At 68.7% G+C, this 20832-nt stretch carries 24 protein-coding genes; 12 read left to right on the forward strand and 12 right to left on the reverse strand.

Translation table 11 applies throughout. The features are described 5' to 3' along the window. Window positions 1–29 precede the first annotated feature (29 nt). Genes grxC through AB5S17_RS08595 form a run of 3 tightly spaced genes read left to right on the forward strand, consistent with a single transcriptional unit; the run spans window position 30 to window position 1693 of the window. Window positions 30–287, forward strand: a complete 258-nt coding sequence (gene grxC / locus AB5S17_RS08585) for a glutaredoxin 3 (RefSeq protein ID WP_369238206.1) — start codon at window positions 30–32, stop codon at window positions 285–287. Between the two features lie 24 nt (window positions 288–311). Further along, window positions 312–1199, forward strand: a complete 888-nt coding sequence (locus AB5S17_RS08590) for a carbon-nitrogen hydrolase family protein (RefSeq protein ID WP_369238208.1) — start codon at window positions 312–314, stop codon at window positions 1197–1199. After that, window positions 1196–1693 carry a DUF1178 family protein gene (locus AB5S17_RS08595; RefSeq protein ID WP_369238210.1) on the forward strand — a complete coding sequence of 166 codons (498 nt, stop codon included), beginning with the start codon at window positions 1196–1198 and terminating at the stop codon, window positions 1691–1693. The genes AB5S17_RS08590 and AB5S17_RS08595 overlap by 4 nt, the downstream gene beginning before the upstream one ends. A 93-nt stretch (window positions 1694–1786) precedes the next feature. Here AB5S17_RS08595 and AB5S17_RS08600 read toward each other — a convergent pair whose 3' ends face one another. Further along, window positions 1787–2134, reverse strand: a complete 348-nt coding sequence (locus AB5S17_RS08600) for a hypothetical protein (protein WP_369238212.1) — start codon at window positions 2132–2134, stop codon at window positions 1787–1789. Here AB5S17_RS08600 and AB5S17_RS08605 point away from each other — a divergent pair. Then, the gene (locus tag AB5S17_RS08605; protein ID WP_369238214.1) at window positions 2133–2345 is read left to right on the forward strand and encodes a hypothetical protein; all 213 of its coding nucleotides are present in this window, start codon (window positions 2133–2135) and stop codon (window positions 2343–2345) included. The two genes, AB5S17_RS08600 and AB5S17_RS08605, sit on opposite strands and share 2 nt — an antisense overlap. A gap of 64 nt (window positions 2346–2409) precedes the next feature. Here AB5S17_RS08605 and AB5S17_RS08610 read toward each other — a convergent pair whose 3' ends face one another. The 6 genes from AB5S17_RS08610 to AB5S17_RS08635 all read right to left on the reverse strand — a co-directional run bounded on the left by AB5S17_RS08610 (window position 2410) and on the right by AB5S17_RS08635 (window position 7315). Further along, window positions 2410–2706 carry an HPr family phosphocarrier protein gene (locus tag AB5S17_RS08610; protein WP_369238350.1) on the reverse strand — a complete coding sequence of 99 codons (297 nt, stop codon included), beginning with the start codon at window positions 2704–2706 and terminating at the stop codon, window positions 2410–2412. A 62-nt stretch (window positions 2707–2768) separates the two neighbouring features. Beyond that, window positions 2769–3170 (reverse strand): PTS sugar transporter subunit IIA, encoded by a 402-nt coding sequence (locus AB5S17_RS08615; RefSeq protein WP_369238352.1) that lies wholly within the window; start codon window positions 3168–3170, stop codon window positions 2769–2771. Between the two features lie 201 nt (window positions 3171–3371). Further along, window positions 3372–3824: an HPr kinase/phosphorylase gene (locus tag AB5S17_RS08620; protein WP_369238216.1), complete on the reverse strand. Its 453-nt coding sequence runs from the start codon at window positions 3822–3824 to the stop codon at window positions 3372–3374. Then, on the reverse strand, window positions 3821–5638 hold the full coding sequence (locus AB5S17_RS08625) for a stimulus-sensing domain-containing protein (protein ID WP_369238218.1): 1818 nt from the start codon (window positions 5636–5638) through the stop codon (window positions 3821–3823). The genes AB5S17_RS08620 and AB5S17_RS08625 overlap by 4 nt, the downstream gene beginning before the upstream one ends. Window positions 5639–5782: 144 nt before the next feature. Continuing rightward, entirely contained in the window at window positions 5783–6490 is a 708-nt protein-coding gene (locus AB5S17_RS08630) for a response regulator transcription factor (protein ID WP_369238220.1), read from the reverse strand. A gap of 321 nt (window positions 6491–6811) precedes the next feature. Then, window positions 6812–7315 (reverse strand): ureidoglycolate lyase, encoded by a 504-nt coding sequence (locus AB5S17_RS08635; RefSeq protein ID WP_369238222.1) that lies wholly within the window; start codon window positions 7313–7315, stop codon window positions 6812–6814. 153 nt (window positions 7316–7468) lie between these two features. On the opposite strand from AB5S17_RS08635, the gene AB5S17_RS08640 reads away from it, so the two are divergent. Continuing rightward, window positions 7469–7639, forward strand: a complete 171-nt coding sequence (locus AB5S17_RS08640) for a DUF1328 family protein (protein ID WP_369238224.1) — start codon at window positions 7469–7471, stop codon at window positions 7637–7639. Between the two features lie 100 nt (window positions 7640–7739). Here AB5S17_RS08640 and alc read toward each other — a convergent pair whose 3' ends face one another. The 4 genes from alc to AB5S17_RS08660 all read right to left on the reverse strand — a co-directional run bounded on the left by alc (window position 7740) and on the right by AB5S17_RS08660 (window position 11236). Then, the gene (alc, locus tag AB5S17_RS08645; RefSeq protein ID WP_369238226.1) at window positions 7740–8759 is read right to left on the reverse strand and encodes an allantoicase; all 1020 of its coding nucleotides are present in this window, start codon (window positions 8757–8759) and stop codon (window positions 7740–7742) included. Then, the gene (gene puuE, locus AB5S17_RS08650; protein ID WP_369238228.1) at window positions 8756–10201 is read right to left on the reverse strand and encodes an allantoinase PuuE; all 1446 of its coding nucleotides are present in this window, start codon (window positions 10199–10201) and stop codon (window positions 8756–8758) included. The genes alc and puuE overlap by 4 nt, the downstream gene beginning before the upstream one ends. A gap of 112 nt (window positions 10202–10313) precedes the next feature. Then, window positions 10314–10526, reverse strand: a complete 213-nt coding sequence (locus tag AB5S17_RS08655; protein ID WP_369238230.1) for an AbrB/MazE/SpoVT family DNA-binding domain-containing protein — start codon at window positions 10524–10526, stop codon at window positions 10314–10316. 35 nt (window positions 10527–10561) lie between these two features. After that, on the reverse strand, window positions 10562–11236 hold the full coding sequence (locus tag AB5S17_RS08660; RefSeq protein ID WP_369238232.1) for an HAD family hydrolase: 675 nt from the start codon (window positions 11234–11236) through the stop codon (window positions 10562–10564). A gap of 328 nt (window positions 11237–11564) precedes the next feature. Here AB5S17_RS08660 and AB5S17_RS08665 point away from each other — a divergent pair, with 328 nt between their 5' ends. The 7 genes from AB5S17_RS08665 to AB5S17_RS08695 all read left to right on the forward strand — a co-directional run bounded on the left by AB5S17_RS08665 (window position 11565) and on the right by AB5S17_RS08695 (window position 19320). After that, window positions 11565–12659 (forward strand): sugar ABC transporter substrate-binding protein, encoded by a 1095-nt coding sequence (locus tag AB5S17_RS08665; RefSeq protein ID WP_369238234.1) that lies wholly within the window; start codon window positions 11565–11567, stop codon window positions 12657–12659. A gap of 68 nt (window positions 12660–12727) precedes the next feature. Continuing rightward, window positions 12728–14308 carry a sugar ABC transporter ATP-binding protein gene (locus AB5S17_RS08670; RefSeq protein ID WP_369238236.1) on the forward strand — a complete coding sequence of 527 codons (1581 nt, stop codon included), beginning with the start codon at window positions 12728–12730 and terminating at the stop codon, window positions 14306–14308. Next, window positions 14305–15264, forward strand: a complete 960-nt coding sequence (locus tag AB5S17_RS08675; protein ID WP_369238238.1) for an ABC transporter permease — start codon at window positions 14305–14307, stop codon at window positions 15262–15264. The genes AB5S17_RS08670 and AB5S17_RS08675 overlap by 4 nt, the downstream gene beginning before the upstream one ends. Window positions 15265–15267: 3 nt before the next feature. Continuing rightward, window positions 15268–16233 carry an ABC transporter permease gene (locus AB5S17_RS08680; protein WP_369238240.1) on the forward strand — a complete coding sequence of 322 codons (966 nt, stop codon included), beginning with the start codon at window positions 15268–15270 and terminating at the stop codon, window positions 16231–16233. Window positions 16234–16310: 77 nt separating this feature from the next. After that, window positions 16311–17228: an SMP-30/gluconolactonase/LRE family protein gene (locus AB5S17_RS08685; RefSeq protein ID WP_369238242.1), complete on the forward strand. Its 918-nt coding sequence runs from the start codon at window positions 16311–16313 to the stop codon at window positions 17226–17228. 123 nt (window positions 17229–17351) lie between these two features. Beyond that, the gene (locus AB5S17_RS08690; protein WP_369238244.1) at window positions 17352–17945 is read left to right on the forward strand and encodes a Uma2 family endonuclease; all 594 of its coding nucleotides are present in this window, start codon (window positions 17352–17354) and stop codon (window positions 17943–17945) included. A 199-nt stretch (window positions 17946–18144) separates the two neighbouring features. Beyond that, entirely contained in the window at window positions 18145–19320 is a 1176-nt protein-coding gene (locus AB5S17_RS08695) for an amidase (RefSeq protein ID WP_369238246.1), read from the forward strand. A gap of 25 nt (window positions 19321–19345) precedes the next feature. Here AB5S17_RS08695 and AB5S17_RS08700 read toward each other — a convergent pair whose 3' ends face one another. After that, a complete protein-coding gene (locus AB5S17_RS08700) occupies window positions 19346–20506 on the reverse strand; it encodes an aromatic ring-hydroxylating dioxygenase subunit alpha (RefSeq protein WP_369238248.1) in 1161 nt (386 codons plus the stop codon). Window positions 20507–20832: the final 326 nt, after the last annotated feature.

Below are 20832 nucleotides of genomic sequence, written 5' to 3' on the forward strand. Positions count from 1 at the left end.
TTCGACAGCTTTCATCCGGGACGAATGTCATGGCGGACGTCACCATCTACACGCGTCAGTTCTGCGGCTATTGCGCGCGGGCAAAGCAGCTTCTCCAGAAGAAGGGGGTCGCCTTCGAGGAGAAGGACGCGACCTCCTCGCCCGAGCTTCGCCAGGAGATGCGCGAGCGCGCCAACGGCGGGGCGACCTTCCCGCAGATCTTCGTCGGCGACACCCATGTCGGCGGCTGCGACGATCTTTATGCGCTCGACCGTGCCGGCAAGCTCGATCCGCTGCTCGCCGCCTGAGGGCGCCAATCCGGGAGACGTCGCATGACGAAGTTTCGCGCCGCCGTGCTGCAGATGCGCTCCGGCGTCGAGCCGGAGGAGAATGCCGAGGCGTTCTCGGCGCTCGTCGCCGCAGCGGTGAAGGACGGGGCGCAGTACGTCCAGTCGCCGGAGATGACCGGCATGGTTCAGCGCGACCGCCCGGCGCTGTTCGAGCGGCTGCGCCCGGAGGCGGACGACGTCATCGCCGCGACGGCCGCGCGTCTCGCCGTCCGGCACGGCATCCATGTCCATGTCGGCTCGACGGCGATCCTGCTCGGCGACGGCAAGGTGGCGAACCGGGCGCTGCTCTTTGCGCCGGACGGCACGCGTCTCGCCTCCTACGACAAGATCCACATGTTCGACGTCGATCTCGACAATGGCGAGAGCTGGCGCGAGTCGCGGACCTACCGGCCGGGCGGCGCGGCGGCGCTGGCCGATCTCGCCTTCGACGGCGGGACGGCGCGGCTCGGCTTCGCCATCTGCTACGACATGCGCTTTCCGCATCTCTTCCGCGAGGAAGCGATGGCGGGGGCTGAGGTGCTGACCGCGCCGGCCGCCTTCACCCGGCAGACCGGCGAGGCGCATTGGCATGTCCTGTTGCGCGCCCGCGCCATCGAGAACGGCGCCTATGTGATCGCCGCCGCGCAGGGCGGGCGCCATGACGACGGCCGCGAGACCTATGGCCATTCGCTGATCGTCGATCCCTGGGGCCGCGTCGTCGCGGAAGTGGACGGCAACGAGCCCGGCTATGCCGTGGCCGATATCGACACGGCCGAAGTCGCGGCCGCGCGCGGCAAGATCCCGAACCTGAAGAATGCCCGGCCCTTCCTGATGGGCGAGGGCGGCAAGCGCGTCGCGGTGACGGGCGCCCTGGCGGAGGCCGCCGAGTGATCCGCTTCGCGCTGCGGTGCCGGCCGGACAGCCACCAGTTCGACGGCTGGTTCCGCTCCAACGAGGATTTCGAGAGCCAGGTGGTGCGCGAGCTCATCGCCTGCCCGGTCTGCGGATCCGTGAAGATCGGCAAGGCGCTGATGCGGCCGGCGGTATCGGGGACGAAGCGCGAGCGGCCGGACCTTGCGGCGGTTCCGGCTAACGCCGCGCCGGTCCCCGCCGGCAGCGCGGCGCCCGCCGCCTTCGCCAATGCCGAGCCGCCGCATCCCGAACTCGCCAAGGCCTTCGCCAGGCTGCAGGAACTGGCGCGCGAGGTCCGCGCCAAGGCCGACTATGTCGGGCCGAAATTCGCCGAGGAGGCGCGGCGCATCCATTACGGCGAGACCGAAGCGCGGCAGATCTACGGCGAGGCGTCGCCGCACGAGGTGAAGGATCTTCACGAGGAGGGCATCACCGCCCTGCCGCTGCCACCGCTCCCCGAGGACAAGAACTGAGCCTGCCGAGGGTTCGGCCGTCGGGTCGAAGATCTGGCCGGAGTCGCGGCGTCCGGCCGACCGGCTTTCCTTGCGAAGCCAGTCTCGCAGTCCTCAGCCGCGCGCCGTCCTGGCGAGCGTGACGCCCCTGTGGCGCGGGCGGCCGAGTTCGGCGTCCTCGAAGATGCCGTGCTCGGTCGCCTGCTGGTACAGAAGGTCGCCCTTGGCGCCGGCAAGGAGCCGCAGGTCCTTCAGCTCGCAGAGCAGCGTGATGCGGAAGGCCAGGACGCGCAGATGGACGCGGTTGTAGCAGAAGAAGGCGAGACGGGACCGCACGTCGGCGGGGATCTCGCGGATCAGGCTGCCGCGCGTGCGCTCGTCGGACCGCAGCAGGAGGGCCAGGACTTCGAGCGGGACGGGACATGTCGTCTCGTTGGGGATGCTGTCTCGAAGGGGCGCCATGATGATCCTCGATCCTCGGCCGTTGCGCGTCTCACTTTCTGGAACGATGTGCGGCAACCGGATCGCATGGACCGCATCACATGACCCTCGTCACCGCGGGAGGACCATCGCAGGCGGGGCTTGCACGCAGCTTGATCACGGCGAGTTGATATTGTCGACGATCGAAGTCATGGCGCAGAACAACTTGTCGGCTGATGCAAGCTTCCCCTGACGGGAAGCTTTTGCCGCAGGGAGGTGCCGTGGCTGGCGCAGGGGAAGGTGAGGTCGGCGTCCTGTCAGCCTTCCTCGCCGAAGCGGCTGGCCACCAGCGCCTCGATCGCGTCGAGCACGGCCTCGGCATCGGGGCCGACGGCCGAAACCTCGATCGTCGAACCCTGGCTGGCCGCGAGCATCATCAGGCCCATGATGGAGAGGCCGCCGACGCTCATCCCGTCCCTGCTGATCGTGACCTCGGCGTCGAAGGGCTCGACGGTCTGGACGAACCGTGCCGAGGCCCTCGCATGCAGTCCCCGCTTGTTGACGATCGTCAGCGTTCGCGGCCCCGCGACGCGGCCGCCACCGCCGCCCGACATATCCAAATCCGCCTCCCTGGCGCCGGACGATCCCTGCTCGCGCAAGGGCCGCCGGCTCGACATTATTTGCCGCTGAGCACGCGGCTCGCGACATTGATGTATTTGCGGCCCGCTTCCTGGGCGTCGACGAGAGCCTCGGCCAGAGGCTTCTCCTGGCGCACGCTGGCGAGCTTGATGAGCATCGGCAGGTTCACCCCGGCGAGCACGTCGACGCGCTTGCCGTCCATGACGGAAATCGCGAGGTTCGAAGGAGTTCCACCGAACATGTCGGTGAGGATGATCACGCCGGCGCCGCGGTCGGCGCGCGCCACGGCCTCGACGATGTCAACGCGCCGCTGTTCCATATCGTCCTCGGGGCCGATCGAGATCGTCTCGAAGGCATCCTGGGGGCCGACGACGTGCTCGACCGCATTGCGGAATTCGTCGGCGAGGCGGCCGTGGGTGACCAGCACCAGTCCAATCATACAGAGACCGTTCGCTTCGTCTGGACGAACATCGTGACTTCTCCCCGGCTCACTGCCGAATTTCTGGGGTCCGCAACCCCGCGGCCGCCGGACAGGACCACTCGGCCCTTCGGGCGCGCATCTTGTCATCCCCGCATTGATGCGCAAGTGAAATGATGGCCGGGAAGCCTTGCGTCATTCTGAACGCACCGCAAAGCGGCGTCACCCCGGCGGCTGCAGGGCCAGCGCCAGCGATACCAGCACGTCGGCGCCGAAGGCGGCATCGCGCATCGGCAGCCGGACGAGCCGGATCGGCACGCCGGCGAGAATCGCCTCCCGCTCGTCCGGATAGCGCTCGATCGCCTCCGGCGGACAGAGATCCGCGACGAGTGTCAGCGGCGCCGAGTCGATCGCCGGCTCGGTCAGGATCCCGACGCCGGAGATTTCGATCAGCCCCTTCAGCTGCGGCGGCGCCGACAGAATGACGGCCGCGCCCTCGCGCCGGACGAGGACGCGGTCGTCGGCGACGAGACGAGGCTCCAGTCCCAGCGCCGCGCCCCGGCGAAGCGCCGACAGGCAGAGGGCCGATTTGCCGCAGCGCGCAGGCCCACGAACCAGGACGGCCGATCCCCGTAGAGCGATGGCCGAGCCGTGGATGTTCTCCGTCCCGCTCATTCCGCCGGCAGGGAGACGATGAAGCGGGCGCCAGCGACGCCGTTCGGCGCGGTCTCGTCGAGGATGTTCTCGGCCCTGAGCGTGCCGCCATGCGCCTCGACGATCTGGCGCGAGATCGACAGGCCCAGCCCGGAGTTCTGGCCGAAGGCTTCGCCGGCCGGACGGTCGGTATAGAAGCGCTCGAAGATCCGGTCGATGATCTCCGCCTGGATCCCCGGGCCGTTGTCCTCGATGGTGACGACGACGCGCTGGCCGCGCCGGCGCAGGGCGACGTCGATCCGGCCGTTCTCGGCCGGCACGAAGGAGCGGGCGTTCTCGATCAGGTTGGTGAAGACCTGGCTGAGCCGCAGGTCGTGGCCCGAGATCTGGTAGCCGGCCTTCTGCGCGGCCGGCAGGGCCTGCTTCTCGAACTTGATCGTCAGCGAGCGGCCCTCGCGCGTATGGCCGCGCGCGCCGTCCACCACCGACTGGAGCAGCGCCGCCAGATCGACCTTCGCCGCGACCTGCCGTGCGAGCTCGGCGTCGAGTCGGGAAGCGTCGGAGATGTCGGTGATCAGCCGGTCGAGCCGCCGGACATCGTGCTGGATGATCTCCAGCAGCCGGTTCTTCGAGGTCTCGTTGCGCGCCAGCGGCAGCGTCTCGACCGCGCTCCTCAGCGAAGTCAGCGGGTTCTTCAGCTCGTGGCTGACATCGGCGGCGAAGGATTCGATCGCGTCCATGCGGGCATAGAGGGAATTGGTCATGTCGCGCAGCGCCGTCGCCAGATTGCCGATCTCGTCGGTGCGCCCGCCGAAGTCGGGGATCGCCGCGCGGTCGTTGACGCTCCGCCGCACCCGGATCGCCGCGGCCGAAAGCCGCCGCAGCGGCGTCGCGATGGTCGAGGCGAGCAGGGTCGACAGGACGATGACGACCAGCGCCGCGACCCCGAAGACCCGCACGATGGCGGTGCGCTCGGCCTGGACGATCTTGTCGATGTCGCCGCCCTGCGTCGACAGGAGGAGCACGCCGAGCACGGCGCGGAAGCGCTGGATCGGCACGGCCACCGAGACGATCAGCTCGCCGTTCTCGGTCGCCCGCACGACGGTCGCCGGCCCGCCGGTGAGAGCGCTCATCACTTCGGGATAGCTCGTTCCCGAACCGCCGGGGGTCTCGCGGTAGATCGGCAGGTTGTCACTGCGAAACAGCCGCTGGAACCACTCCTTCACGCGCTGCCACAGCCCGGGGTGCTGGTCCTCCACCGGCGGCAGGTCGTAGCGCAGGATCTGGCCGCGCGAGTAGAGGTGCCGGGTGTCGAGGATCAGGTTGGCGTCGCGGTCGTAGAGCCGGGCCCGCGTGCGCGTCGGCGAGATCAGCCGGCGCAGCAGCGGCGCGACGCGCTCGGGATTGATCGGGAAGTCCAGGCTGTCGGTCGATTCGGCGCTCGGCGCCAGCGTGTCGCCGGCCTGCAGCTCCAGCAGCCGCTCCGGGTCGAGGGTGATCGAATTGGTCTCGACGGTGGCCGAGGAGGCGATCGCGGCGGCGATGATCTCGCCCTGCGTCAGGAGGCTTTCGACGCGCGCGTCGATCAGGCCGGCCCGGAACTGGTTGAGATAGAGGATGCCCGAGACGAGGACGATCAGCGCGACGAGGTTGAGGAAGACGATCCGCCGCGTCAGCGAGGAGAAGATCGAGTGCCCGAGCAGCCAGCGGATGCGGTAGAGCGTGCGCCGGATGAAGGGCAGCCGCCGCAGCCGCTTGCGCAGGAACGCCTCGCGCTGCCGGCTCCTGGCGCCGGCCTGTTCGCCCTGTTCGTTCTCTTCCGCGACGGAGACCATGGAAACTTCAAGGATCGGTATGCTGGCGACGCGCGCCTGCGGCGCGGGCTCGAAAGCCGGGATATAGCACGCTGCGGCGCAATCGCGCGATCCGCGACGGCGGGGAGGGCTCGCCCCTTCAGCGCTGGATCGAACGCTTCGGCCCTACATCTCGCGGAAGCGGTAGCCGACGCCGTAGAGCGTCTCGATCATGTCGAACTCGTCGTCGATCGCCTTGAACTTCTTGCGCAGCCGCTTGATGTGGCTGTCGATGGTGCGGTCGTCGACATAGACCTGCTCGTCATAGGCGGCGTCCATCAGCGCGTCGCGGCTCTTCACCACGCCCGGCCGCAGCGCCAAGGCGTGCAGGATCAGGAACTCGGTGACGGTCAGCGTCACCGGCTTGCCCTTCCAGGTGCAGGTATGGCGCTCCTGGTCCATGACCAGCTGCCCGCGCTCCAGCGAGGATTCCGGCGAGGGCGCGGCGCCGGGCTTGCCGGCGGCCTCGCGCGGGGCGCCGCGGCGCAGGATCGCGCGGACCCGCTCGACCAGCAGGCGCTGCGAGAACGGCTTCTTGATGTAGTCGTCCGCGCCCATCTTCAGGCCGAAGAGCTCGTCGATCTCCTCGTCCTTGGAGGTCAGGAAGATCACCGGCAGGTCGGACTTCTGGCGCAGGCGGCGCAGCAGCTCCATGCCGTCCATGCGCGGCATCTTGATATCGAAGATCGCCAGATGCGGCGGGCTGGACTGCAGGCCCTCCAGCGCCGAGGCGCCGTCGGTGTAGGTCTCGACCCGGTAGCCCTCATTCTCCAGCGCGATGGACACGGATGTGAGAATGTTCCTGTCGTCGTCGACAAGGGCGATTGTCGGCATTGCGGTCGTCTCCAGTTTTCACCCTCCCGATGCGGCGTCCGCCGGGCGAGGGGCCGACGCTGTCGTCGGAGCCGCAGAGGCGCGAAGAGGGCAGGCGGTCGAGAAAGCGCCGCATCCGGGATCGGGGACTCGGCGATCGAACAGCCCGGCTGCGGCCTCTTTCGCGGCATCAATCTGCGCTAATTGTGGCGGAAAGGGAATCTTGCCAAGGCGTAATGTTCTTCGGGCCTTCCGGAGGGCCAACGCGCACGGTACTTGGGAGCGGCCTTCACCGGCCTCGATCGCCGATGGAGGCGCGGCCGCCCGGCGGCGGACGAAGCGTCAGTCCCGGCCTTCGAGGCGTGAAATCCTGAACGACTGACGATAGGGCACCTCCTCGAGATTGCTGCCGGGGCCCTCGCGATCGACGATCAGGAAGTCGCTGGTCCCGTCCAGCGACAGGAGCGGATGGTGCCAGACGCCGGGCGCGTAGTTCACCCCCTGGTCGCCCTGCGCCAGAAAGGCGAGGGGATCTCCCGGGCGCCCGGCCGCGTCCTTCGCCACCACGACCAGCCAGGGCCGGCCCGACAGGGGATAGAAGGCCTGGCTGCCGAGGGGATGGCGCTCCATCATCGCGATCTCGATCGGCAGCGCGAAGGGCTGGCCGCGAAAGATCGAGATCAGCGGCCGGCCGCCGCCGGCCGCGACGTCGACCCCGGCCAAACCATGGTACCGGATCGTCGAGCCGTTGTTGATCAGCCGCTCCTCGGCACCGGCCGTCTCGATGACCTCGCCGAAGGGCGCGAAAGCGGCCGCCGTCAATGGTTGCGGAACGATTTCGGTCATCGACGCGCTGGTCCTCATGGTCCGACCGCAGCGCAAACAGCACTGTTCACGGGAACCGGTTGCCGGCAAACGGACTTCGTGGAACGGTAGGAGCCCCTGGCTCCGCTGCCTTCCGATTTCCTCCGACCCCTGCCGTCATCCGAGACTTCCGTCATGATCAAGCTCATCATCTTCTTCGTCATCGTCGCGATCATCGCGGGCCTGTTCGGCTTCACCGGCATTGCCGCCGGCGCGGCAGCAATCGCGAAGATCCTGTTCTTCATCCTGCTCGGGCTGATCGTCCTGTTCATCATTCTGATCGCTCTCGGCATCAGCCTGTTTTGACGGGCGCGGCCGGGGCGAGGGCAGCCGCTCTTCAACCGGCCGACGGAAGGATCTGGCAGAGCCCGCGCGCTCGGCGCGCCCGGGCCGTCGCCGGACGGCCTTACGCCTTGGTCCCGTAGAGCCTGAGGCGCGAGACGCCGCCGTCGGGGAAGATGTCGAGCCGGACATGCGTGACCGGCCCGAGCGCCTCCACGCTCCCGATCTCCTTCACCGCGTCGGCCTCGAGCTTGGTCTCCGGCACCAGCAGCGGCCAGTCGGCGCTGCCGGCCCCGATCGCCTCGGACGAAACCTCGCCCTCGACCTGCGCGGCGCGCAGCGTGAAGCGGTCGGGGTAGTTGCCCTTGAAGTGATGCGTGTCGATCAGGACCTTGGAGATGGTCCCGGCCGTTCCGAGCTTCAGGACACACCAGTCGTTGCCGGGCTTGCGGCGGCGCGCCGTCTCCCAGCCGTCGGACATGACCGGGGCCCGGCCGGGCGCCAGCATGTTGGCGGGATGGCCGTAATGGGCGTCGTTCCAGGCGACCGCCGTGCCGCCGTTCTCGATCGCGGCGAGATCGACCACCTCGCCCGCGCCGACCGTCGTCCAGTCCTTGGCGATGGTGCCGTAGACCCTGAGGCGCGCGACGCCGCCGTCGGGATAGATGTTCAGCCGCAACCAGCGGACCGGCGGGCCGGCTTCGAGGTTGAACAGGTTGTGGCTGTTGCCCTTCAGCGCCCAGCGCGGAACGATCTCCCGCCAGTCCGCCGCGCCGGGTTCGTCCACCGTGTCCGCCGCCTCGACCGAGGCCTCGGGCGGGAAATTGCCGGTGAAGAAGGCGGTGTCGATGTCGATCGCGGCGATCGTGCCGCGCTGGCCGAGCCGGACCACCGCGTGGTCGTGCCCGGCCGTGCGCTTGCGGCGCGACTCCCAGCCGTCCATCCACTTGCCGTGGTCGTCGAAGCGGTCGGGATAGAAGACCGGCGCCTCGGGCGCGATCATCCGGCTCTTGTCGGCGAAGAAGTCGTCGGTGGCGTAGGTGACTTCGGTGCCGAGCCTGGGATGGGCGAGGTCGACGAAGCGCTTCAGGAGGTCGGTCTCCTGGGGCAGCGGGGCGGCAGTGACGAAGCGCTCGGAACTCATGCGGCGTCCTTGAAGATCTGGTCGATGCGGATGCGCGCGATCTTTTCCACCTCGCGGCAGGCGGTCTGAAACTCGGTGTCGCGGTCGTTCTCGATCCGCGTCTCGAAGGCGCGGAGGATGTCGTCCTTGGTCAGGCCCTTCACCGCGACGATGAACGGAAAGCCGAAGCGCTCGACATAGCGGGTGTTGAGGTCGGTGAAGCGGGCGAGCTCGTCTTCGCTAAGGGCGTCGAGCCCGGCGCCCGCCTGCTCGGCCTTGGAGCGCTCGGTCAGTTCGCCGGCGAGCGCCAGGCGGCCGGCAAGATCGGGATGCGCCTTCAGGACCTGCAGCCGCTCCGCCTCGCTGGCTTCGCGGAAGCTCTGGGCGAGGAGCCCGGCAAGGCCCGCCGGTCGGTCGTGCGCGGCTTGCAGCCCGCCTGCGACGGCCCGCTCGGCGATGAAGGGCGAATGCTCGAAGACGCCGCCGAAGGTCTCGACGAAGGCGGTCTGCGTCATCCGGCTGGGCCTCAGGCCCGGACGGTAGGGGAAGCGCTCGCGCCAGTGCCTGGCGATGTCGATGCGGCGCGCCACCCAGACGTCGGGCTTCGCCTGGACGTAGTCGAGGAAACGGGCGAGCGCCGCGGCGCGGCCCGGACGGCCGACGAGGCGGCAGTGCAGGCCGATGTTCAGCAGTTTCGGGCTGCCCGCCGCGCCCTCGGCATAGAGCGTCTCGAAGGCGTCGGTGAGATAGGCGAAGAACTGGTCGCCGGAGTTGAAGCCCTGCGGCGTCGCGAACCGCATGTCGTTGGTATCGAGCGTGTAGGGAATGATGAGATGCGGCCCGTTCGGGCCCTCCACCCAGTAGGGCAGATCGTCGGCATAGCTGTCGGAGGAATAGGCGAAGCCGCCTTCCTCCATGACGAGCCGCAGCGTGTTCTCCGACGGCTTGCCCTGGTAGATGCCGAGCGGGCGCGAGCCGGTGACGGCGGTGTGGATGCGCACGGCCTCGGCGATGTGCCGGCGCTCCTCCTCCTCGGAAAAGTCCTTGTATTCCAGCCATCTCAAGCCGTGGCTGGCGATCTCCCAGTCGGCCTCCAGCATCGCCTCGACCGCCTCGGGATTGCGCTGCAGTGCCAGCGCGACGCCGTAGACGGTGACCGGCATGTTGCGCTCGGTGAACATGCGCCACAGCCGCCAGAAGCCCGCCCGGGCGCCGTATTCGTAGAGCGACTCCATGTTGCGGTTGCGCTGCCCCGGCCAGGGCTGCGCCCCGACGATTTCGGACAGCAGCGATTCGGACGCGGGGTCGCCGTCGAGGATCGAGCTCTCGCCGCCCTCCTCGTAGTTGACGACGAACTGCACGCAGATCTTCGCCGGCCCGTCGCCGCCGGGGTTCGGCCATTGCGGATCCGGCGGGTTGCGGCCGTAGCCGTTGAGGTCGCGGGGATAGCGGGAAGAGGTCATCGGCAGCGGTCTTCGCGATTGGCGGTCAGGATGAAGGCGTAGCTGTCGGCGCGCCGGCGATCAATCGCCAGGAAGAGCGGCGCCGGACGAATTCTCGGTATGGCGTCTGGCCCTACAGTCGCTCGTATCCTTTCTCGTCTTCTTCGCTGTTCCATTCGTAGAAGATGGCGAAGGGATCGTCGCGCGTCTCCGGCTGCCGTCGTGCCATGCGCACCTCATCGCCGGTGATGACGTAAACGATCTCGTCGCCTTCCCGCAGACCGAGATGCTCGAGAACCTCGGCGGGGATCGTCGTCAGTCCAGCATTCAGCTTGCTGGTCAGCATGCCGTCCCGTCCTCGGCGGATGCCCGTCGCCCGGGTCACCGTCCGCCCCCGACCTCGTCGAGATGGAACAGCATGTCGGCAGGATCCTCGTAGACGCGGAAGGCGCCGGCGCGCTCCAGCTCGTCCTGGCCGTAGCCGCCCGACAGGAGCCCGACCCCGAGCGCCCGGCAGCGCTGCGCCGCCAGCATGTCCCAGATCGAGTCGCCGACGACGATGGCGACGCTGGTCGGAACGGAGAGCAGCTTCGCCGCGGCGATGAAGAGGTCCGGATCGGGCTTGGCGTGCTCGACGTCGTCGCGGGTCACGATCGGGGTGTTCTCGACGTCGATCTCCAGCCGGTCGAGATTGTGCTTCGCCGTCTCCATCCGGCCGCTGGTGGCGATCGCCCAAGGCGTGCCGACGCGGGTCAGCGTCTTCAGGAGGTCGATCGCGCCCGGCAGCGGTCGGACCTTCTCGGAATGATGGGCATAGGCCTCGGCATGCAGGCGCCGCAGCCGCTCGCGCCGCTCCTCGGTGATTTCCTCGCCGATCTCGCGTAAGAGCTGGTTGGTGAACAGGCCGCCGCTCATGCCGATCTTGCGGTGGATGCGCCAGACCGAGAGCGGGATTCCCTCCGCGTCCAGCGCGTCCTTCCAGGAGAGGACGTGCTGGTAGACGCTGTCGACCAGCGTGCCGTCGAGATCGAAGAGGAAGGCGGGTTCCTTGGGCATGGCGCGGCTCCGGCGGGATCTCCTCGAAGCGACTTGCGACGGTGCGCGGATTTGTCCAGCGGCTTCGTCTCCCGAGCGCCGACTTTCGCCCGGACAAGCGGTGCCGGCGTGATCGACGGCGGTCTTCCCGAAGCCGCCGCTTCGCCTCACGGGCGCGCGGCGGGCCAATGATTACCAGCGGGTGAAATTCGCCGCCTCGCCCGGCGGCACCCGGAAAGCCTCTTCCAGAAGCAGCGCGATGGTGCATAATGTATGCATTGTTTGGTGGCGATCGATCGTGCCCGGGAGGGGTCGCATCGTTCGGCCGGTCCTCGGGAGGAGACGATCCATGCAGCGCAGAGATTTCATCAAGGTGATGGCCGGCGGCGTCGGGGTGACGGCCCTGTCCGGCCTCGTCTCGCGCTCGGCCTTCGCGGCCGGCGCCGACAAGTGCATCGTGCCGTGGTCGTCCGACACCAAGATGATCAAGCAGGCCGCCAAGCCCGGCCCCTACAAGATCGCGCTGTCGAACTCCTACATCGGCAACACCTGGCGCACCGAGATGGTACAGATCGCCAAGGCCTATACCGAGCGGCCCGAGGTGAAGGGCGACATCGCGTCGTTCCAGGCGTCGAGTTCGGGCAACGAGGTCAGCGCGCAGATCGCCCAGATCAACCAGATGATCCTGTCCGGCGTCGACGCGATCATCCTCAACGCGGCCTCGCCGACCGGCCTCAACTCGGTCATCGACCAGGCCGTGTCCTCCGGCATCCTCGTCGTGTCCTTCGACAACGTGGTGACGACGGAGAAGGCCGTGCTGGTCAACCAGGACCAGTACGAGATGGGCAAGAAGTGGGCCGACTTCATCGTCGACAAGACCGGCGGCAAGGGCAACATCCTGATGGTGCGCGGCGTCGCCGGCACCTTCGTCGACCAGGAGCGCACGCGCGCGGCCAACGACGTCTTCGGCAAGCACAAGGACATCAAGACCACCGAGGTCTACGGCAACTGGGACGACGGCACGGCGCAGAAGGTCGTCGCCAACGCGCTCGCCTCCAGCCCGAAGTTCGACGGCGTCTGGAGCCAGGGCGGCGACACCGGCGTGGTCAGGGCGTTCCAGCAGGCCGGCCAGAAGATCCCGCCGATCGCCGGCGAGGCCGAAAACGGCTTCCGCAAGCTGGCCTCCGAGCTGAAGTTCCCGATGCTGTCGATCGGCCAGTCGCCGGCGCTCTCTGCGCTGTCCATCAAGGTCGCGATCGACATCCTGAAGGGCAACGAGGTGCCGCGCTCGGTCAGTGCGCCGCTGCCGACGGCGACAACGGATACGTTGAAGGCCGGCGAGAACTTCTTCCCGGACCTGCCGGACAGCTTCTTCACGCCGATCTCCATCCCGGTCTGCGACCTCAACTTCGACGTCCACAACATCCTGAAGCAGAAGGTCTGACCCCCTTCCGTCGTTGACCGATCGCGCCGGCGGCCAGTGCCGGCGCGATCGCAGTCCTGGAGCCAGGTTTGAGTTCTCCTTCCGATCGGTCGCCGGCAGGCGGCGAAGGCAATCTTCTGGAGGCGCACGGCATCTCGAAGAGCTTCGGCGGCGTGCACGCCCTGAAGGACGCCGATTTCTCCTGCCGGATCGGCGAAATCCATGCCCTGCTCGGCGCCAACGGCGCCGGCAAGTCGACGATGGTGAAGATCCTCAGCGGGGTCCTGCAGCCGGATTCGGGGACGATGACGCTCGCCGGCGAGCGGGTGAGCTTCGCAGGACCGGCCGAAGCCGCCGAGCACGGCGTCGCGACGGTGTTCCAGGAGCTGTCGCTGTTCCCGCACCTCACCGTCGCCGAGAACATCATGATCGGCCACGAGCCGACCGGTTTCCTCGGCCAGATCGACCGCCGCAGCCTGCGGACGCAGGTGCGCGAGCTCTTCGCCGGCCTCGGCGTCGACCACATCCCGCCGGGCGCCATGGTCGCCGACCTCTCGCTCGCCGACCGGCAGCTGGTCGAGATCTTCAAGGCGCTGTCGAAGGAGCCGAAGCTGCTGATCCTCGACGAGGGCACGTCGGCGCTCGGCCGCAAGGAGGTCGAGCGCCTGTTCGACCTGTTGCGCAAGCTGAAGAGCGGCGGCACCTCGGTGATCTTCATCTCCCACCGGATGAGCGAGATCCGCGAGTTCGTCGACCGCATGACGGTGTTCCGCAACGGCTGCCATGTCGGCACGGTCGCGGCGGCCGAGGCGGGCGACGAGGAAATCGTCGAGATGATGCTCGGCCAGCGCGTCGAACGGTCGTTCCCCGACAGGACGGAGATTCCGGAGGCGCCGGACGGGCTGCTGGAGGTGGCCGGGCTGTCGGCCGGCGCCGGCCTCAAGGACGTCTCGCTGTCGCTCAGCCGCGGGGAAGTCCTCGGCGTCGCCGGTCTGGAAGGGCAGGGGCAGGGCGACCTTCTCCTGGCGCTGTTCGGCGTCTATCGCCGGCTGAAGGGCGACATTCGGTTCGGCGGGCGCGCGACCCGGCTCGGCGCCCCCTGGAAGGCGAAGAGCGCCGGCGTCGCGCTGATTCCCGAGGACCGGAAGACCGAAGGCCTGGTGCTGCCGATGAGCGTGCGCGAGAACATCACCTTCGCGCTGCTCGACCGGCTCGGCCGGTTCGGCTTCGTCAGCAAGGCGCAGGAGCGCCGCTTCGTCGAAGGCATGATGAAGCGGCTCGAGGTGAAGGCCGCCTCCATGGATCTGCCGGCGCGCTCGCTCTCCGGCGGCAACCAGCAGAAGCTGGTGCTCGCGAAATGGCTGGAGACCGGCGCCGACATCTTCCTGTTCTACGATCCGACGCGCGGCATCGATGTCGGCACCAAGCATGCCTTCTACGAGCTGATCGCCGGGCTCACCCGCGAGGGCAAGGGCGTGATCCTCTACACCACCGAGACCAGCGAGCTGATCGGGCTCTGCCACCGCGTCCTGATCATGGACGACGGCCGCATCGCCGAGGAACTCGAAGGCGCCGATATCACCGAGGCGAACATCCTCTCCGCATCGCTCGGGCTCGGCCGCGAACGCAATTCCGCCGAGGCGGCCCGGACCGCAGGAGCCGCCGCATGACGCTCCGCCGCTACAAGGGCTCGCTCGTCGCCATCGGCGCGCTCATCGTCCTGCTCGTCTACTACTGGCTGAAGCAGCCGCTGATCCTGTCGCCCTTCGGCGTCAAGCTCCTCGCCAACCAGGGGACGACCCTGGCGCTCGCGGCGCTCGCCCAGCTCACCGTCGTCCTCACCGGAGGCGTCGACCTGTCGGTGGGCGCGATCGTCAGCCTCTCCAACACGATCGCCGCCACCTATATGGGCGACAGTCCCTGGAGTGTGATCGCGGTCGTCCTCCTGACGCTCGGCGTCGGCGCCGGAGCCGGCCTCGTCAACGGCCTCCTCGTCGCCTATGGCCGCATCCAGCCGATCATCGTCACGCTGGCGACCCTCTACATCTATTCCGGCTTCGCCCTGCTCGTGCGCCCGCAGCCCGGCGGCTCGGTGCCGTCCTATTACGCAACGACGCTGACGGGATCCTGGGGCTATCTGCCCTATTCGCTGGTGGCGCTCCTCGTCGTCGCCTGCCTCATCCGCACCCCAATCATGCGCTCGCGGCTCGGCACGGCGATCTACGCCGTCGGCGACAATCCGGGCGGCGCGCACATGTCGGGGATCAACGTGCCGAGAACGCTGGTCGCAGCCTATGTCCTCGGCGGCTTCTTCGCCGCCTGCGCCGGGCTGTTCCTCACCGCGCAGACGACGTCGGGCGACGCCTCCGTCGGCACGACCTACACGCTGAACTCGGTCGCGGCCGTGGTCTTCGGCGGCGCCGTCCTCAGCGGCGGGCGCGGCGTGGCGCTGGGGCCGATCGTCGCCGCCTTCTTCATCTCGATCATCATTTCCGTGCTGTTCGCCGCCGGCGTCTCGCCCTTCTACCAGAGCGTCTTCCAGGGCGGGATCCTGATCCTCGTCCTGATGTTCGGCAACGCCTGGACGCAGCGCGCGCGCAGCTGGCTTGCGATCCTGAGGGCCTGACCCATGGCGACTTCTTCTCTCGCGACGCGGCTGACCGGCTGGACGAGGCACGGCGTCATCGTCTCCTACGTGCTGCTCGTCGTCCTGATCCTTGCGGCGATCGCCTACAATCCGCACTTCGCCTCCTGGGGGAACGTCCGCGCGCAGCTGCAGATCGCGACCTTCATCGGCATCATCGCGATCGGCCAGACGCTCGTGATCCTCACCGGCCAGATCGACCTGTCGGTGCCGTGGAACCTGACCTTCTCCTCGATCCTGATGGCGACGCTCTACGGCGAGGGCTACGGCGTCGTCGTCGCGGTGGGGGCAGCGCTGCTTGTCGGCGCGGCGGTCGGCCTCGTCAATGCGATCGGCGTCGCGGTCTTCCGGCTGCATTCGCTGGTCTGGACGCTCGGCATGAACGCGCTGCTCGAAGGCGCGACCATGGTCTACACCAACGGCCAGCCGCCGGACTCGACCATTCCCGGCTTCATCCGCTTCCTCGCCGTCGGCTATGTCGGCTCGGTTCCGGTCGCACCGATCGTCTGGGCGGTGCTGGCGGCACTGACCGTCCTCGTGCTCGCCCGCTCGCGCTTCGGCCGCTTCCTCTATGCCACCGGCAACAACGAGCCGGCGCTGTTCCTCTCCGGGGTGGACACGCGCCTCGTCCATGTCGGCGCCTTCGTCGTCTCCGGGCTGTGCGCTGTGATCGGCGGCATCCTTCTGACCGGCTATTCCTCCCAGACCTATCTCGGCATGGGCAACGATTACCTCCTGGTGCCGATCGCCGCGGTGATCATCGGCGGCACCAACATCATGGGCGGGTCGGGGGGCTATGTCGGGACGATCGCCGGCGTGCTGATCGTCGTCCTCTTGCAGTCGATCCTGTCGGTCGCGCAGATCGGACCGGCCGGCAAGAACATCGTCTTCGGCCTGATCATCATCGGCCTCGTCCTGCTCTACGCCCGCCAGGCCCGGCCGACGGACTGAGCCGACCGTTCGGCCGCTCGGCGTGGCGACCGCCCGCAGCCCGGCCGATCAACGCTTCCTTGGGAGGGGAAACCGCCATGCCGGACACGATCTTCGAAGTGCTCGATCCGCGCTTTCGCCGTCTGCACATCCCGACCGCGCGGCTCGACCGGCTCTACACGGGCTGCCGCTGGGCCGAGGGGCCGGCCTGGTTTCCCGCCGGCCGCTATCTCGTCTGGTCGGACATTCCGAACGACCGCATGCTGCGCTTCGACGAGTGCAGCGGCGCCGTCTCGGTCTTCCGCCAGTCCTCCGGCAATTCCAACGGCAACACCGTCGACCGGCAGGGCCGCCTCGTCTCCTGCGAGCACGGCGGTCGGCGCGTCTCGCGCACCGAGTTCGACGGCACCGTGACCACCATCGCAGACGCCTATGACGGCAAGCGGCTGAATTCGCCGAACGACGTGGTCGTAAAGTCCGACGGTTCGATCTGGTTCACCGACCCGACCTACGGCATCGACAGCGACTACGAGGGCAACAGGGCGACGAGCGAGCAGGGTGCCAACCGCGTCTACCGCGTCGATCCGCGGACGGGCGCGATCACGGTCGTCGCCGACGACTTCGTCCAGCCGAACGGCCTCGCCTTCTCGCCGGACGAGCGCCTGCTCTACATCGTCGACACCGGCCGCACGCACCGGCCCGAGGACGGGCCGGCGCATATCCGCCGCTTCGCCGTCGCGGACGACGGCAGGCTTTCCGGCGGCGAGGTCTTCGCCGACTGCACGGCCGGCCTCTTCGACGGTTTCCGGCTCGACACCGAGGGCCGGATCTGGACCAGCGCCGCCGACGGCGTCCACTGCTACGACCCGGACGGCACGCTGATCGGCAAGATCCTGGTGCCGGAGGTCGTCGCGAACGTCTGCTTCGGAGGCCCGAAGCGGAACGTCCTCTACATCTGCGGCACGACCAGCCTGTATGCGATCCGGCTGCCGGTGAACGGCGTCAGGACGATCTGACGAAAGCCCGCTCCGAGGCTCTCGGCTGCCGGCACGGCGCAGCCTTCGCAGGCACGACCGACGCGCGCTATAGTCGGTGCGGCCGGTCGTTCCGGCCGCCGCCACGCCCGGAGGACCTACGCCATGGGGACCCCCAAGCTCGGCCCGATGACCGCCGACTCCTTTCTTGACTGGATCGAGACGGAGAGCGGGCGCTACGAGCTGGTCGATGGTTACCCGATCGAGATGGTGGCGGGGCGGACGCAGAGCCACAACGTCGCAGCCAGCAATATCCTCCTCGCTCTGGTGCCGCCGGCAAAGGCGCGCGGATGGCGCGCAACGATCAAGCGTACGGCCGTTCGCACTGGTGATCGAGGCGTCCGCTTCCCGGACCTGGCGGTGGACTGCGGGCCGCCCAATCCTTCGGCGAAGGAGGCGAGCCGGCCCACGCTGGTCGTCGAAGTCTCGTCGCCGAGCGGGCTGTCGACCGACGTGACCGACAAGCTCGACGAGTACCGCCAGCATCCGGATATCCGCGTCATCATGTTCGTCGAGCCCGACGTCGTCTCGATCAAGCTCTATCGACGCGCGGAGTTCGGCGAGTGGACGATCGAGAAATACGGCCGCCTCGAGGAAACCACCGATCTGCCGGAGATCGGCGCCCGACTTCCTTGGGCGGCGATCTACGACACGCTGGAGCCGAAGCTGCGTCCGGCGCTGCAGGTCGTGCCGGAATAGCCGGGCCGCGTGACGCGACCCGCCGGGCGATCGCGGGCGCCGGGGCCGTCGCCGTTCCACCGCGCTCAGCGGAACTGTCACCGCTGGCGATGGGCATGAAGAGAGTGGCCTCTACCGCAGCGCACCAATTCGGCTAAGCTCGCGCGTCCGCCGCGCGATGCGCCGGCGCCGAACTCGTCTGCCGAAGAGGATCCTGCCCATGCTGCTGCCCGACGATCCGGTCCACGCCTTCATGCCCTATCCTCCGGTGCCGGTGGACAGCGCCGCGGACGGCCCGCTCTCGGGGCTTCGGCTGGCGGTGAAGGACCTCTTCGCCGTCAAGGGCTACCGGACCGGCTGCGGCTGCCCGACAAAGCTCGCCATGGCCGATGTCGAAGAGCGGACGGCGCCGGCGATCCAGGCGCTGCTCGACGCGGGCGCGCGCTTCGTCGGCAAGACGCAGACCGACGAACTCGCCTGGTCGCTCTACGGCATGAACGTCCATTTCGGCACGCCGGTCAACTCGAAAGCGCCGGACCGCATCCCCGGCGGCTCCTCCTCCGGCTCGGCCGCGGCCGTCGCGGCGGGGCTGGCGGACATCGGCGTCGGCACCGACACCGGCGGCTCGGTGCGCGCACCCGCGAGCTTCTGCGGACTCTGGGGCCTTCGCCCGACGCATGGCCGCATCCCGCTCGACGGCTGCATGGAACTCGCCTCCAGCCTCGACACCTGCGGCTTCTTCGCCAGGGACGCTTCAGTCCTTGCCGCGGCCGGCGACGTCCTTCTCGGCGAGGACTCCGCGCCGCTGCCGGAGAGCCCGCGCTGGCTGATGCCGGCGGACATGGTCGAGCGGCTCGCAGCCGAGCAGCGTGCCGTCTACGAGGCGCACTTCTCCGATCTCGGGCCCCGGCCGGTCGCGGTCTATCCCGGGGAGGGCGTCGAGGCGCTCTACGACGCCTTCCGCATCGTCCAGAGCTGCGACGCCAAGCGCGCCGTCCTGCCTTTCATCGACGCGACGAACATGCCGCTCGCCGCCGGCCTCGACGAGCGCGTCGCCTTCGCCAGGCGCATGACCGAAGCGGACGAGGCGGCGGCGAACGCCGTGCGCGCGCCCTTCGCCGCGGCGATGGACCGGCTGCTCGGCACGGATGGCGTTCTGCTCGCCCCGGTGGTGCACGACGCGCCCTTCCGGCTGGACGCCGGCCGCGCCGTCTTCGACGGCTTCCGCCACGCGGCGATGCAGCTCCTCTGCGTCGCCGGCATGGCGAAGCTGCCGCAGGTCGTCTTTCCCGCGGGCGACGTCGATGGCGCGCCCTTCGGCCTGTCGCTGATCGGCCCGCGCGGCTCCGACCGGTCGCTGATCGCGCTCGCGGCGCGAATGTTCGGCCGGCCCTAGCCGCGCACGCCGGCCCGCCGGCGGGTCATGCCGATCCGGACCGGCCGGCGTTCACCCGCCGCGAGATGTACTGCGCGAACTCGAAGTTCGGCCGCTCCAGATGCGACAGCGGGCCCGGCTCGCTGAGCCGGCCGCAAAGGCCCTTGTAGACCTTCTCGGTACAGCCGCGATCCTCGTCGTTGACGTCGTCGAGCAGCGCCTTGAAGGCGGCGAAATGCCGGCGAGCCTCGGCATCGCCGACGAAGTCGGGCGACATGCCGCCGCCATAGAGGATCCTGACGTGGTCCGGCCCGTCCGGATGCAGGCTCAGATACCAGAAATAGCCGGGCGTCAGGGTGACGAAGAGGGCGGGATAGATCGACAGGAGCCAGGTCGTGCGGCGCTCGTCGCCGACGAGCGCCGTATTCGACGGATGGGCGAGGGCGAGCGGCACGGCGTCGTTGCGCAGGATGAAGTGATAGTTGAAGGCGTCGGTGCCTTCCGGGCAGGTCATCTTCATCAGGTCGACCGAGCCGCCGATCGTGCCGGCATGGCAGACCGGCAGGTGGTAGCTCTCCATGAAGTTCTCGGCGAGGACCTTCCAGTTGGTGTTCCAGCGATGCTCCTCGCGGAAGGTCTCGGTGTAGCTGCCCATGTCGAGATAGCCGACCAGCGCCTCGACGTCCTTCAGCCGCTCGGCCGGGCTCGGCGCATCCGGGTTCAGCGACACCATGATCCAGCCGAGCCACTCCTCGCAGCGGATCTGCGGCAGCGCGATGTCGCCTTTGCAGAAGCTCTCGTTGGCGGCCATCGCTGGCGCGCCGCGCAAGGATCCGTCGAGATTGTAGGTCCAGGCGTGATAGGGGCAGACGATCGCCCGCACCTGTCCGCGCCCCTCGAGCATCGTCGACATGCGGTGCCGGCAGACGTTCGACATCGCCCTGAGCCGCCCGTCCTTGTCGCGCAGCACGATCACCGGCTCGCCGGCGATCTCCATCGTGAGATAGTCGCCGGGCTCCTTCAGCGCGTCTGCCCGGCCGGCGCAGAGCCACTCCTTGGCGAAGACGTGCTCGAGCTCCTCGGCGAGGAACTGCGGCGAGGTGTAGACCGACTTCGGCATCGCCCGCGCCGCCTCGAAGGGCATGGCGACATTCTCGGCGAGCTCGTCGGCGGGGGAGCGGGAGAGGGCGGGATCGTGGACGGTCATGGCGGCTCTCGTTGCGGGGCGGCGGGAACGGGCCCGGTCCTGCGCACCGGGGCTGGCGGCAGCATCCCATTGTCGCGTGGCAATCTCAATGCGGAAAGATTTAGCGCGCTCATTCTCGCGACAACGGCCGTGGCAGCCGGCTTCGCAGCGCGAGGCGGCCGCGCCGCATGAGGCCTTCGTCTCACATCCGCCTGCGGGCTTGCCGGCCGGAGATGGTTGTCGCCGTGAGCCGCGGATCTGCGGGACCGGGCGTCCGCCGGCGACTGCCGCCGCGCCGGCCCGCCGCGAGATCGTTCGCCGCGCCAGTCCGATGCGCGATCGCCTGC

It is taken from the genome of Jiella sp. M17.18 (genome assembly GCF_041027365.1).
Classification (GTDB): Bacteria; Pseudomonadota; Alphaproteobacteria; order Rhizobiales; family Rhizobiaceae; genus VKMB-3413.

What these genes read in the sequence shown, in the direction of transcription:
- AB5S17_RS08625 (WP_369238218.1), bottom strand. Translation starts at nt 5,638, where the DNA reads ATGGTCTCCGTCGCGGAAGAGAACGAACAGGGCGAACAGGCCGGCGCC.
- grxC (WP_369238206.1), top strand. Translation starts at nt 30, where the DNA reads ATGGCGGACGTCACCATCTACACGCGTCAGTTCTGCGGCTATTGCGCG.
- alc (WP_369238226.1), bottom strand. Translation starts at nt 8,759, where the DNA reads ATGAGTTCCGAGCGCTTCGTCACTGCCGCCCCGCTGCCCCAGGAGACC.
- AB5S17_RS08610 (WP_369238350.1), bottom strand. Translation starts at nt 2,706, where the DNA reads ATGTCGGGCGGCGGTGGCGGCCGCGTCGCGGGGCCGCGAACGCTGACG.
- AB5S17_RS08700 (WP_369238248.1), bottom strand. Translation starts at nt 20,506, where the DNA reads ATGACCGTCCACGATCCCGCCCTCTCCCGCTCCCCCGCCGACGAGCTC.
- AB5S17_RS08695 (WP_369238246.1), top strand. Translation starts at nt 18,145, where the DNA reads ATGCTGCTGCCCGACGATCCGGTCCACGCCTTCATGCCCTATCCTCCG.
- AB5S17_RS08605 (WP_369238214.1), top strand. Translation starts at nt 2,133, where the DNA reads ATGATGATCCTCGATCCTCGGCCGTTGCGCGTCTCACTTTCTGGAACG.
- AB5S17_RS08685 (WP_369238242.1), top strand. Translation starts at nt 16,311, where the DNA reads ATGCCGGACACGATCTTCGAAGTGCTCGATCCGCGCTTTCGCCGTCTG.
- AB5S17_RS08665 (WP_369238234.1), top strand. Translation starts at nt 11,565, where the DNA reads ATGCAGCGCAGAGATTTCATCAAGGTGATGGCCGGCGGCGTCGGGGTG.
- AB5S17_RS08660 (WP_369238232.1), bottom strand. Translation starts at nt 11,236, where the DNA reads ATGCCCAAGGAACCCGCCTTCCTCTTCGATCTCGACGGCACGCTGGTC.
- AB5S17_RS08635 (WP_369238222.1), bottom strand. Translation starts at nt 7,315, where the DNA reads ATGACCGAAATCGTTCCGCAACCATTGACGGCGGCCGCTTTCGCGCCC.
- AB5S17_RS08675 (WP_369238238.1), top strand. Translation starts at nt 14,305, where the DNA reads ATGACGCTCCGCCGCTACAAGGGCTCGCTCGTCGCCATCGGCGCGCTC.
- puuE (WP_369238228.1), bottom strand. Translation starts at nt 10,201, where the DNA reads ATGACCTCTTCCCGCTATCCCCGCGACCTCAACGGCTACGGCCGCAAC.
- AB5S17_RS08630 (WP_369238220.1), bottom strand. Translation starts at nt 6,490, where the DNA reads ATGCCGACAATCGCCCTTGTCGACGACGACAGGAACATTCTCACATCC.
- AB5S17_RS08620 (WP_369238216.1), bottom strand. Translation starts at nt 3,824, where the DNA reads ATGAGCGGGACGGAGAACATCCACGGCTCGGCCATCGCTCTACGGGGA.
- AB5S17_RS08600 (WP_369238212.1), bottom strand. Translation starts at nt 2,134, where the DNA reads ATGGCGCCCCTTCGAGACAGCATCCCCAACGAGACGACATGTCCCGTC.
- AB5S17_RS08690 (WP_369238244.1), top strand. Translation starts at nt 17,352, where the DNA reads ATGGGGACCCCCAAGCTCGGCCCGATGACCGCCGACTCCTTTCTTGAC.
- AB5S17_RS08640 (WP_369238224.1), top strand. Translation starts at nt 7,469, where the DNA reads ATGATCAAGCTCATCATCTTCTTCGTCATCGTCGCGATCATCGCGGGC.
- AB5S17_RS08590 (WP_369238208.1), top strand. Translation starts at nt 312, where the DNA reads ATGACGAAGTTTCGCGCCGCCGTGCTGCAGATGCGCTCCGGCGTCGAG.
- AB5S17_RS08680 (WP_369238240.1), top strand. Translation starts at nt 15,268, where the DNA reads ATGGCGACTTCTTCTCTCGCGACGCGGCTGACCGGCTGGACGAGGCAC.
- AB5S17_RS08615 (WP_369238352.1), bottom strand. Translation starts at nt 3,170, where the DNA reads ATGATTGGACTGGTGCTGGTCACCCACGGCCGCCTCGCCGACGAATTC.
- AB5S17_RS08655 (WP_369238230.1), bottom strand. Translation starts at nt 10,526, where the DNA reads ATGCTGACCAGCAAGCTGAATGCTGGACTGACGACGATCCCCGCCGAG.